The sequence below is a fragment of the Nitrospiraceae bacterium genome (assembly GCA_021373015.1).
Lineage (GTDB): Bacteria > Nitrospirota > Thermodesulfovibrionia > Thermodesulfovibrionales > UBA1546 > JAJFTJ01.
Genome location: JAJFTJ010000002.1, coordinates 64054 through 76576, shown reverse-complemented (window position 1 = coordinate 76576; position 12523 = coordinate 64054). Strand labels below are relative to the sequence as shown.

The 12523-nt window shown below is 38.4% G+C and carries 10 protein-coding genes and 1 pseudogene; 7 read left to right on the top strand and 4 right to left on the bottom strand.

The features are described from left to right. Window positions 1-91 precede the first annotated feature (91 nt). Window positions 92-289 (top strand): annotated as a pseudogene (locus LLF28_00510) (RHS repeat-associated core domain-containing protein). A 472-nt stretch (window positions 290-761) separates the two neighbouring features. Then, window positions 762-1388 carry a hypothetical protein gene (locus LLF28_00505; GenBank protein MCE5193934.1) on the top strand — a complete coding sequence of 209 codons (627 nt, stop codon included), beginning with the start codon at window positions 762-764 and terminating at the stop codon, window positions 1386-1388. A 207-nt stretch (window positions 1389-1595) separates the two neighbouring features. On the opposite strand, the gene LLF28_00500 is transcribed toward LLF28_00505, so the two are convergent. Genes LLF28_00500 through LLF28_00490 form a run of 3 tightly spaced genes read right to left on the bottom strand, consistent with a single transcriptional unit; the run spans window position 1596 to window position 3576 of the window. After that, a complete protein-coding gene (locus tag LLF28_00500) occupies window positions 1596-2948 on the bottom strand; it encodes an ABC transporter substrate-binding protein (protein ID MCE5193933.1) in 1353 nt (450 codons plus the stop codon). Between the two features lie 44 nt (window positions 2949-2992). Further along, a complete protein-coding gene (locus LLF28_00495; protein MCE5193932.1) occupies window positions 2993-3325 on the bottom strand; it encodes a hypothetical protein in 333 nt (110 codons plus the stop codon). Beyond that, the gene (locus LLF28_00490; GenBank protein MCE5193931.1) at window positions 3322-3576 is read right to left on the bottom strand and encodes a glutaredoxin family protein; all 255 of its coding nucleotides are present in this window, start codon (window positions 3574-3576) and stop codon (window positions 3322-3324) included. The genes LLF28_00495 and LLF28_00490 overlap by 4 nt, the downstream gene beginning before the upstream one ends. 150 nt (window positions 3577-3726) lie before the next feature. Here LLF28_00490 and LLF28_00485 point away from each other — a divergent pair, with 150 nt between their 5' ends. The 5 genes from LLF28_00485 (at window position 3727) to LLF28_00465 (ending at window position 11361) form a co-directional block, all read left to right on the top strand. Next, window positions 3727-5052, top strand: coding sequence for a bifunctional folylpolyglutamate synthase/dihydrofolate synthase (locus LLF28_00485; protein MCE5193930.1), 1326 nt, complete (start codon window positions 3727-3729; stop codon window positions 5050-5052). A gap of 107 nt (window positions 5053-5159) precedes the next feature. Continuing rightward, window positions 5160-7115, top strand: a complete 1956-nt coding sequence (locus LLF28_00480; GenBank protein ID MCE5193929.1) for a hypothetical protein — start codon at window positions 5160-5162, stop codon at window positions 7113-7115. Continuing rightward, window positions 7105-8790 carry a Flp pilus assembly complex ATPase component TadA gene (gene tadA, locus LLF28_00475; protein MCE5193928.1) on the top strand — a complete coding sequence of 562 codons (1686 nt, stop codon included), beginning with the start codon at window positions 7105-7107 and terminating at the stop codon, window positions 8788-8790. Before LLF28_00480 ends, tadA begins: the two co-directional genes overlap by 11 nt. Before the next feature lies 1 nt (window position 8791). Beyond that, window positions 8792-10012, top strand: coding sequence for a type II secretion system F family protein (locus LLF28_00470; GenBank protein ID MCE5193927.1), 1221 nt, complete (start codon window positions 8792-8794; stop codon window positions 10010-10012). Continuing rightward, window positions 9982-11361 (top strand): PAS domain S-box protein, encoded by a 1380-nt coding sequence (locus LLF28_00465; protein MCE5193926.1) that lies wholly within the window; start codon window positions 9982-9984, stop codon window positions 11359-11361. Before LLF28_00470 ends, LLF28_00465 begins: the two co-directional genes overlap by 31 nt. A gap of 1 nt (window position 11362) precedes the next feature. Here the strand turns inward: LLF28_00465 and LLF28_00460 are convergent, their stop codons facing one another. Next, a complete protein-coding gene (locus tag LLF28_00460; GenBank protein MCE5193925.1) occupies window positions 11363-12523 on the bottom strand; it encodes a phospholipase D-like domain-containing protein in 1161 nt (386 codons plus the stop codon).

The following is a 12523-nucleotide window of genomic DNA, read 5'->3' as shown; positions in this document are numbered from 1 at the left end:
GACAGACATCAGTGGAAACACAGTCTGGAGCGCTAAATACACATCATTTGGCGAAGCAATAGTTGACTCAACATCAACCATCGTTAATAACCTGAGATTCCCCGGACAATACTTTGACGAAGAAACAGGAAAGCATTATAACTTCAACCGCTATTACGACCCTGAAGCAGGACGGTATATAAGCACAGACCCAATTGGATTTGCAGGAAACGATGCAAACCTGTATCGCTATGTGTGGAATCAGCCAAACAGCGGAATTGACCCATTAGGATTATTGAAGTTTGAGGAAATATCAGATATAGTATCAAAGAACAATCTTTCGGGTCAGAGCAATGAAATAGTTATATGTATTGCTCAAAAAGAATCTTCATTTAATCCTAATGCGGGGCCAGATTTAGCTGGCAAAGGTTTGATGGGTGTAACAAGAACAGCCAACAAAGAAATTACAAGGCTAAACAGGCTAAAAATGATTAAGCAAGATCCATCTCTTGGTAAAAAACTTAAAAAACTGTCGAAATCTCAACAGGAGAAAGTCGGGGAGAAATACGATTATGATACTGGCGTGTTTGATCCGGCAACCAATATAAAAATGGGTTCAGAATACTTAGGAATATTGGTCGATAGATTTGGTGATTTGAAAGGAGCGTTAAAACACTATGGACCAGAAGGTTATCCAGTTAATGCACTTTTGGAATGTGAGAAATGCCTTAAAAAGGTTAATAGCTGTAAAAAAGAATGTCCTCAGGATACTAAAAAGAAATGTGGTAATCCAATGGACTGTTTTCCTAAAAAGTGGCCAAAAGAATAGATTAATCATAGCACTTATAGCCTGTCTGATTGGTACTGTAACTATCGTTGCGTGCTCTAATGTTGAAAATTCTGATTTTTCACATTTCACTAAGCAAAATGCACCTGTGTGGGCTGTTTGGTGGGACGTAGCAGGTGAAACAGAACAACTATTGTGTGTAATTTCGAGACCTGATAAGGTTATATATGAAACAGGAGATTATGTTTTATCTATATATAAAGACTTTGATAAAATATTCAAATACGAAAATGGTTATACCCCATATATTATTTCCCAAGTAGGCATTTACGAAAATAGCCGGCTTATTATTATTTGGATGGCCGGAAGTGGATGTGATGTTACTGTATTTAAATACTCAGAAGGTAAGGTAGAATTAGTTTTTGAAAGGGGTTCCAAATTAATGCCAGAATTTGTTCGTGTTTATTACGGAAATAATCAGTATAGAGATAGAATTATAGTCACAGAATTAACATCAGGTGTTGAAATACCTACGAAAGCTGATATATACGAATGGGGTAAGGAATATCAATTCATAGGGAAAGTACCATTTAATAAACGTTTTGATAAAATTAAGAGTTAATCAGTGGATGTAAATAGGGACACGGATGTAAATAGGGACAGCGCCCGTTTTCTTGACAGGCGCGGTGTGATGCAATTCAAAAAAACAGAAAAGGGGACGGTTGTTCATACTCCCGGCACGAGCCGCAACGACACTAATTCGGTAACTTTCGGTCAATGACTCGTAGAGAAGCTTATTAATCAGAAATTCGTTTTTATTTTATTCTCTTTACTCAGTACAACTTATGCTGTTTGTTAGACGGCTGCGGACAAAACCAATGTGTCCGCGCAGCACATAAAACTGTTCAGCAAAAGACACAGGCACTTTCATGCTGTTGACCGCCTTCTCGATATTATCAAGCCTGCCCAATATTTCTTCATTTTTTTCTGTTGTTGAACGCATGAGGATATCCTGCTCCAGCCTCAACAAAGCACGATACCAACGATAAATGCTTAACTTTATTTTCCATCTGTACAGCGCCGGGATTATTCTAAACCCTGGAATCAATAGAATAATTAGAGGCACAAACACCACCAGTATTCTGTTCACAAGACTCGCGAGCCAGAACGGGAGATAACGATACAGAAAACTTTTCCCTGATTTATAAAAACGCGCTGCGTCATCGCTAATGCGAAATTCATTTTCTATTGGAGCAGGAAATTCTCCTTTCTTCTGAAACAACCCAGCTCGTCCGTGTATTTCGCGTGCTGCCTCAAGCAGTAAATCTGAAAGAGCAGGATGAATATCTGCACGTACAATAAGTTCGACTGTTGGGCTGACAAGATAAACATCCTGTGCAGGGAGATTTTTCCCGAAGTCAAGGGTTCCCTTAGGCAGATAAAGCTTGCTCAGATACCGAATGCGGCGTGTGTAGCCGTCGGCTTGAGTAAAATTAAAAAGCTTCACACTGGGGGCTCTCATGAGCTTGCGCATTATGTCTCCAGAAGCAGAATCAGCCATTAAAAATATGGCATCAGCTTTGCCCTCAAGAAGCGCTTTTGCTGCGTCTTCTCCGTCAATATTCAGCAGCTTTGCAGAGCCGTTCGGTTTGATGCCATTGGCTGCCAACAAAGCCAAAGCCACAGCTCTTGTGCCGCTGCCCTCTTCACCTATTGCAATTCTCTTGCCTTCAAATTGTGAAAGAAGATCGATAGGCTTAGCTGATATATAAAAAATTCTCAGAGGTTCATAAAAAATACTCCCGAGCGAGACAATATTTTCGGTATTAATGCCAGCTGCCAATCCGCCTTGAACAAATCCAACATCAACACGGAATGACGGATCAGAGAGCCTTTTGAGATTTTCAAGTGAGCCTTGTGACGGGATGATCTTTAATTTTACGCCATTACGTGCCAGTATCTTTGCATATTTCTCAGCGTTTTTGTAAAAAAGACTGCCTTCTTGACCGCTCGTAATGATAATGGTTTTAGGCGGAGCAGAATGAAAGAACCAGTAAACAGCAAGGATCATAATAAGGCTTATCAGAATAATTGCGCTGAGCGATGCTGTGCGCCCCAGTCCAAAAAATTCCGCAAAGATCGATTGGATTCTGGCAAGACGTATTTTCAAAAGCTCTCCCATGGTTTGCACCCCATCCTGTGATAGTATTTTTTCTTATTTCAATTTTAAAATCCCATCTTTTCCACTGGTCTTCTTTCAGGCACATATATATAAGGAATCTTACCTTCATTCCATTCCTTTGAAACATAAAGATTGCAATAACAGCTTCCAAACTCTGCAACATCCGCTGAACGATAAACACACGGACAGATTATGTCTTTGTCTTTTTCCTGTTTACCTGACGCAAGCCTGCATGGACAAGACATATAACCATAACGACCTTTATTAATAAGAAGTGATTTAAGGAGATCAAAGACCCTTTCTCTGTCTTTGTTAAAAAAATAGCCCTGCGGTTCCTGTGATTTTTTTAAAATATCGTAAAGCTGTTCTGCTGTCATGATATTTTCAGAGCCTCTTTGATCTTGTCTTCCTGATATCCCACTATAACCTTATCGCCAATAAGAATCGTAGGAAATGTAAGGCGCGCATTATATTTTTTTACTTCATTTATTACAGCCTCCTGCTCTTCTCCTTCAGCCAAATCAACATCAACAAATTCGTATTTTACATTAAAATCATTCAAAAGCTTTTTTGCTGCCTTGCAGTGGCTGCATGTGCTGAGCGTGTACATTTTCACATTTTGGTTCATTGTTTCTCCATCTGTTAAAATATTACCAAAATTCAGGAATATCCAATATATTTACTGAATATAATACATGAATTAATCATATCTCTTCTCGATTTTTTCTGCAAAATTATTCTTCTTACTTTATTAATTTTTATGTAAAATATGGCATTTATGAGCTACAGGGATAGCATTGATTATCTTTATAGCCTTCAAAAATATGGGATAAAGTTCGGGCTGGCGAATATAACTGAACTTCTATACATATTGGGCGATCCTCAAAAAAGTTTTGCCTCAATTCATATTGCAGGCACTAACGGAAAAGGCTCTACTGCCGCCATGCTGGCATCGATATTTCATGCTGCTGGATTTAAGACAGGACTTTTTACATCTCCACATCTTGTAAGTTTCACGGAGAGAATCAGAATAAACAGCAAAGAGATAACTGAAAAGGAAGTTGTGAAGCTTACTGAAAAAATAAGAGATGCCATTTCCAAAACAACGCTTACACCAACATTTTTTGAATTTATCACTGCAATGGGATTCCTTTATTTCAAAAATGAGAATATTGATATTGCAGTTGTTGAAGCTGGGATGGGCGGCAGACTGGATGCAACAAATATTCTTATACCAAAGGTATCAGTGATCACAGAAATAAGTTATGACCACAAATCATTTCTAGGCAATACCCTCAAAGAGATTGCAGCAGAAAAGGCAGGAATAATAAAAGAGGAAATGCCTGTTGTAACATTGGCAATCGATAAATCAGTGCGCGAGGTCATAATGAGAAAAGCCAGTGAGCAGCGCTCCGAGTTATTCATATACGGAAGAGATTTTATTTTTAAGCCGCTGAAAGAAGATACAACAGAAAGTGTGTTTGATTACAGCGGAGAAGCTGCTATGGATAAAATAACGATTCCTCTTGCTGGCAGGCACCAGCTTATAAATGCAGCCGTTGCTCTAAAGACATGCGAAATTTTTATTAAAAAAAATCCTGCATATAAAAAGAAAATGACTGTGAGCGCCATAAAAAAAGGCCTGAGAGAAGTTAAGTGGCCAGGAAGGATGGAGATGATATCAGCAAATCCGTCTATTTTAATTGATGGAGCGCATAATTCATCTGCTGCCGGCCGACTGGCGGAATCTTTGAAGAATCTGTTTCTGAAAAAATACAAAAGAATAATATTAATTTTAGGCATAATGGCTGACAAGGATATAAAAGAAATACTTGCGCATCTTTTACCGCTTGCATCAGATATAATACTCACTGCGCCGGATTTTGACAGGGCGGCATCTCCTGATAAACTGACAGAGGAGGCAGAATCGCTTGGATTCAAGTACACAAAAGCGAAGAACATTAAAGACGCTGTATACTTGGCAGCAAATATATGGGGAAATGGAGACCTGATCGTTATTACAGGTTCTTTTTATACAATAGGTGAGGCAAAGGAGATTCTCGGGGAAAAAGCTGTGTTGTCAAAACTAAGGGAAACTATATGAAAAAAAATAAACAGATAAATTATTTCCTAACATTAATTGTATTTTTATCTGCTGTTTATTTATCTCTAGCAATTTATTCCCTCGAGTGTTCAGCAGCAAATATCCCTGTGTCAATAACTTCAGATTCTCTTGAATATGACAAAGAAACAGGATTTTATCATGCAAAAGGCTCTGTAAAAATAACACAGGAAAACATAACAGTCCAAGCCAACGAAATAAAATACGACGAAAAAGAATCAATGATTTATGCAGAAGGCAATGTTTCATATGAAACCCCTGAGATCAGGCTAAAGGCGGAAAAAGCAGAAGTGAACATGGATACAAAAAAAGGGGTATTCTATAATGCAGAGTTTTTTTCCAAGAAAGATTCCTCCAGAGTGTCGGGTAAAGAGATAATAAAGAAAAGTGACAATGAATATTTTCTTAAAGATGCCTCTATAACAACATGTGATTCGGATCCTCCTGACTGGTGCTTTAAAGGAAATAATGTTGAAGTAATAATAGGAGACAGGCTTAAGGCCAACAGCGCGACATTTAATATTAATAATACCCCTGTCTTTTACACTCCATATCTATGGGCTCCTGTTGTTACTGAAAGAACAAGCGGACTTCTAACGCCTGTCGTTGGATATGGTGGGAAAAAAGGCTTATCATATAGACAACCATATTTCTGGGCAATTGATGATAATAAAGATGCAACTGTTGTGCTTGACTATTACTCAAAAAGAGGATTTGGCGAAGGACTTGAATACCGTTATCTGGGACTTGGAGGAATAGAAGGCAATCACTGGCTGTATCATATAAGAGATAACTATTTGTTAAAAGATTTTTACGAATTAAAATCTTCTCATGAAATAAGGAATGAAAGCGGATTTTCAGCATACTGGAACCTTCACCTTCTCAATAAAAAAGATTTTTACGCTGAATATAACAATTCTATTGAGTACAACAAAATTAGAGAAGACCGCATAACAAGATTTACCCAATCAGCTGGTGAGATATCATATTCCGATGAGATTTCCCGTATTTATATAATGTCTCAGTATTATCAGGACCTGAACACAGAAAGCACTAACGCATCAGTAGTACAGAGACTTCCTGAAGTTGGATTTGTTCTTAACCCACAAAAAATAGGCCCGCTGCTTTTTTCTCTTACTTCCTCTGTAGCAAATTTTGCAAGAGATGAGGGGCCAAGAGGCGAGCGCATTGATATATATCCGAAACTTTCCCATTCTTTTGGAGATAAGGTGGTCATATTTCAGAATCTTGGATTAAGAGAAACTGCTTATTCACTTACCCACAATGAAAGCGAAGGATATAAAGATTTAATAAGCAGGGAATTTTTTGATTACAATGTCACAGGCACATCACGTATAACTAAACAATACAGCACCTTTACTCATGCAATAGAACCATCGCTAGGCTATACATTCAGTCCTAAGCTGAATAGAGAAAAAACCAACCTGCCTCTATTTGATTCTACTGAGCAGTATACAAAGCAGTCAACCACTGCACTTTCTATAACAAACCGATTGTTTGATAAAGACGGAGAGTTTTTCACTATGACTATATCTGAATCATATAACTCCTATATTACAGACAAGCCATTTTCTCCAATTAACGTTGCAGTGTCCCTTGGAAGACCTATATCCCTGAGAGGGGATGCTTCATATAACACATATACTGGTGATTTTGATACTTTAAATTCAAGCGCATCAGTAAATGTAACCAAAGCGCTAACGATTTCATTTGGTGAAAGATATAACAAAATCGAAGATATACTTTCTTACAACATGGGGATAAATTATAGTATCTCTAAAAACTTGTCTACCGATACTACTCTCTGGTATGATGCTAGAAGAGGCGGATTAAGAGATTTCGCTATGAAAATGCGCTATCAAAAACAGTGCTGGGGAATAACAGTAAGCTTTAACAAAAAACCCGGTGATTATGGCATGAGTATAACCTTTGATTTGCTAGGGGTCGGTTCTTCCAAAAAATACCCGGGAGCTAAAGAAGACAACTCTTCAAAAGAAAACCCAGGAGGCAAAAATGGCGCTTAAAAAAAGATTTCTTGGTGAATTGCTTATTGAAGCAGGCGTAATCACTTCAGAACAGCGCGACAAGGCAATGCAAGAGCAGAAGCGCATTGGCAAAAGACTTGGCGAAACACTTGTAAGTCTCGGTTATCTTACAGAAGATGTTATTGCAAAGGCTTTAAGTAAACAGCTTGGAATGCCTTTTAAGGAGCTGAAGCTTCTTTCTATAGCTCCTGAGGTTATCGCCAAAATTCCTGAATCTGCTGCAAGAAAATACAGACTCCTGCCGATTGAAATCAATAAAGGCAAGTTGGTAATAGCAATGGCCGATCCTCTTGATGTATTTGCTGTTGATGAAATAATCCGCATCACAAAAATGTCGGTTGACACAGTCATCTCAGAAGAAACAGAACTCATGAGAACACTAGACAAATACTATAGAGGCGGGGAAATGATAGATGAGGTTGTAAGAGCAGCCGATACTTTTTCTCCTGAAAGAGAAAAGATTCTTACATCGGCATCTGACTCATCAGTTGAGGACACTCCTATTGTTAAGCTTGTTACAACAATAATAAGCCAGGCAATAAAAGACAGGGCAAGCGATGTTCATATCGAGCCTTATGCTGAGTCATTGCGAGTAAGATTCAGGATCGACGGCAAACTTCACGACATCATGAAACCTCCAAAACATCTGCATGCTGGGATGCTCTCCAGGATCAAAATACTTTCAGGAATGGATATAGCTGAAAAAAGAATCCCACAGGACGGACGCTTTCCTATGAACATTGATAACAGACAGTTCGACCTAAGGGCTTCAACACTTCCTACATTATACGGGGAAAAAATGGTTTTAAGACTTCTTGAGAAAACTTCAGGACTTCCCCAGCTAAAATTGGGTGATCTTGGTTTTTCAGAAGACACACTCAGAGCGTATGAAAAACTCATAAGCAAACCATATGGATTTGTGCTTTCAACAGGTCCGACAGGCTCTGGCAAAACAACTACGATGTATGCATCATTGAGAAATATCAGCGCCTCTGAACAAAATATAATCACGATAGAAGATCCTATAGAATACAATCTCCCTGACATCAATCAGGTGCAGATAAATCCAAAGGCAGGACTTACATTTGCTTCAGGCTTAAGATCAATCTTAAGACAGGACCCTGACATTATAATGATTGGTGAAATAAGAGACGTGGAGACAGCATCGATCGCAACTCATGCAGCTCTGACAGGACATCTTGTCTTGAGCACACTTCACACAAACGAATCAGTCGGCGCAATAGCCAGATTGATCGACATGGGAGTTGAACCATTTCTTATAACATCCTCTCTTATCGGAGTTCTAGGACAGAGACTTGTAGTAAAAATATGCCCTTACTGCAAGGAAAGCTATACTACTGAATTAGACATATTAAAGACAATCGGCATCAAGGGTAAGACTCTTCTCTATCGAGGAAAGGGATGCAGAGAATGCCGTTCAACAGGATATCTTGGCAGAGATGGCTTATACGAGCTTCTATCTATAAGCGAATCCATAAAGAAACTTATTATTGAAAAAGCCACTGCAAGCGAAATAAAAGCGCAGGCGGTCAAAGAAGGATTCAGGACAATGCGGCAGGAAGGACTTCTAAAAGTGGCAGCAGGAATAACAACTCTTGAAGAAGTTCTAAGAGTAACTGAGGAGGAAGACTAAATTGCCTTCTTACTCATACAAAGGGAGAACCCAGGCAGGTCAGTTAATAAACGGATTAATCGATGCATCTTCGCCAGAAGCTGCTGCCGAGCAAATATTTGCAAAAGGATATATCCCTGTAAAGATTGAGTCTGCGGCATCTGGCAGAGCTTCTCAAAAAAACATTAGTTTCGACCTTTTCGAAAGAATAAACCATGAAGATCTCATAGTTTTCAGCCGGCAGCTGGCAACACTTATTAGCGCAGGCATCTCATTTTTAAGAAGCCTCGATACATTGGCAGAGCAGACTAAAAGCAGCAAGCTTAAAAAAATAATATTCGAAATAAGGACAGAAGTGGAAAAAGGCAGTTCGTTTTCGAATGCCCTTGCAAAATTTCCAAAGGTATTTCCTCCTCTTTATGTGAGCATGATCGCTGTTGGAGAAGAAGGCGGAGTGCTGGACAGTATCCTTGAAAGACTATCATCTCTGCTCGAGCACGAAGCCCAGACACGCGCCAGAATAAAAGCAGCAACAAGGTATCCTGTTATTGTTGTATGTGCAATTACAATTGCATTTTTTGTACTTACGACTTTTGTTATCCCCAAGTTTGCAGCTATGTGGGCAAATTCTAAAGTGGCGCTTCCCTTACCCACACGCATTTTGATATTTACAAACATGGCCATAAGAGAATACTGGTATATTATATTTGCATTCGTTATAGGTATAATTTTTTCATTTAAAAATTACATTAAAACTCCTTCGGGCAGATGGAAATGGGATAAATTCAAATTAAAAATTCCTATAATTGGTTCTGTTGTTGAAAAAGCAGTTATGTCCAGATTCGCAAGAACTTTTTCAACTCTATACCGCAGCGGTATTCCATTGCTGCACACACTTGACATAGTATCAGGAACACTAGGCAATCTTATTATTGAAAGGGCTGTCGATGTAATAAAAGAAAGCGTAAGAGAAGGCAAGGGAATTGCTGAACCAATGGCCAGCACAGGAGCTTTCCCGCCGATGGTTGTACAGATGGTTGCTGTCGGAGAAGAAACAGGAGCTCTGGACGATATGTTGAATAAAATATCAGACTATTATGACTCCGAAGTTGAATATGCTATTAGAAATTTATCAACCACACTTGAACCAGTTCTCCTGCTGGTACTGGCGGGAGTTATCCTCTTCCTTGCTCTGGGAGTATTCATGCCGATATGGGACATGATGAGCGCACTAAAAAGATAAAAAACGCTTTTTTTAAGAAGCGTTTTTATATAAGCCTGTTTATTCTGTTCCCTTTATTGTTTTTCGCATTCTCGATTGCAGCACCTCTTATTTTTCTTGTAAAACTAAACTCCTTATCGAACCGTAATATCATTACATCTCTGGATTTTACTTCGGTCTATAATTTTGTCGAGGGATGGACATATGTAATAGGGATTATTGCCTTTATTTCGGGGTTGGTCGTTGCTTATGGTCTCATAAAACCTGCCAAGATGGTTCTGAAAGAAATATCCCAGGATATAAATGTTGAGGCATTGAGCTCACTCGGAAAAGAATTTGCGGAAATAGCAACTTCCCTCAAAAAATACACCTCATTACTCGAAAGCATAACAGGCGGCATAATCGCAGTAAATAGAAATGCAGAAATCACAATGGTAAATCCGCATGCATGTTATATATTGGGCTGTCATGAAACAGATGTTGTTGGGAAGAAAATCGAAACTCTATTTAATATCAGCAGAGATTTGAGAACTGTCATGCAAGGAGAATCTGTTGAAGGCGAACTAGGCATATTAATCAATAACAAAAACTGGACTATCGGATACACTCTCTCTCCAATTCTAGGGAGGAACTCTATCGATGGCGCTGTTTTAAATTTCATAGACATTACAAAGATAAAAGAAATGCATTACGAAATGCAAAAAACCGAAAAACTGGCAAATATAGGATCCATTGCAATGGAGGTTGCACACGAAATCAGAAATCCCTTGGCATCAATCAAAGGACTGGTGCAGTTAATCGGAGAAGATATAGAGCATGATAATCAGAAGAAAAATTATATAGATGTAATACTGAAAGAAGTAGAGAGGCTTAACAGGGTTGTTGATGCTTTATATGAAAAAAGGACTTCGATTTCAGGCGGAGATGATCTAAAAGAGATGATACACAGAATAGTTCTTCTCTGCGGTCAGACAGTAAAAGATAAAGAAGTCAATATAACAGAAAATTTTGATCCAGACATTGATAAGATATCAGTAAAGGATGAACGGCTTTTTCATTCGATATACAACATTGTTCTTAATGCTTATGAGGCTGTTAATGACAATGGGTCAATCATAATAAGCACAAAAAAAACCTCGGCCGGCATAATTATAGAAGTTATCAGTGATTCTGAGATCAGCCCTAAAATAGAGAAAGAAAAAATATTCAATGAAAGTGTTTCCACCAAAGGGAGCGGACATGGTATGGGACTTAAGATTGCCAGGGATTCAATTAAGGACCTCAGGGGTTCAATTAATATAGAATCAGGCAGTGGCAAGACAAAATTTACAATTCAGCTTCCATTTACAGGGCAAACAACCTTATCCTGACTTACAGCCTCATCTTGAACAGCGCAAAAAACTTTTCTTTAATTTTCTCAATGAATCCGCGTTCTGACCATTTATCAGTTTCTATTTTGAAGGATTTCTTCAGATCGTCGTCGAATACATTCAGCATCTGCTCGCCAAAATTTTTATTTAAAATTCCGACATTACCCTCATCGTTAATTTTCAATGATCTGTAATCAAGGTTTGCCGAGCCAATAATGCTCCAGCATCCGTCAAACACCGATGTCTTTGCATGGAGAATTTCTGCCTCGTAATTGTATATCTCAACACCTGACTTGAGAAGCCTGGAATAAGACGCCTTGCCTGCATAATGGGCTGCGTAAACATCACTGTGAGACGGCAAAAGTAATCGCACTCTAACTCCTCTTTTTACCGCCCTTGAGAAGGCATATATCATTCTTTTGCTTGGTGTGAAATAAGCTGTTGTAAGAGATATATCAGCAGCTGCTTTTTCAATGCTGTAATAAAGAAGTTTTCTAAATCTTCTCCTTCCCTTTCCTGAGTTTGCAAAAATAGGAATAACAGGCAGCGTCCCTGCATCTTCTTCAGAAAAGGAAGAATCAATAATATTTTTTCCTCTATATGATATCCAGCTTTTATTGAATTCGCTAAGAAGCTTATAGGCAATAGGTCCTTCAAGACTTATTCCTGTGTCTCTCCATGCTTTTTTATGCCTTTTGAAATAACCGCTGTATTCATCGGCAATGTTCAATCCGCCTATAAAAGCTTCCTTACCGTCAATAATAATAAGTTTCTTGTGGTTACGCCGAAAGTATTTAAAAGGTGCTGTCCATAAGAATGAATTCGATGTATTAATTTCTATCCCTGCTTTTTCCATATCAAGCCAGAACTGTCTGGGTGTTTGAAAAGAACCAAAATGGTCATATAAAATATAAACCTTAACTCCATCTTTAACTTTAGTTTTCAACAAATTTGAAATTCTTAAACCTGTTTCATCATTACGAAAAATATAAAATTCCAGACAGACGATTTTTTTTGCAGAAGAGATATGGTCAAACAAGGCTTCGAATAGCTTTTCATTCCTCCAGAAAAGCTGAACATTGTTGCCATCAGCAAAAACATTTTCGCAGATCAGCTCAATATCCTGCCTGTTAAAAGTACAGATGCTTTGTTTGTTTTTCAT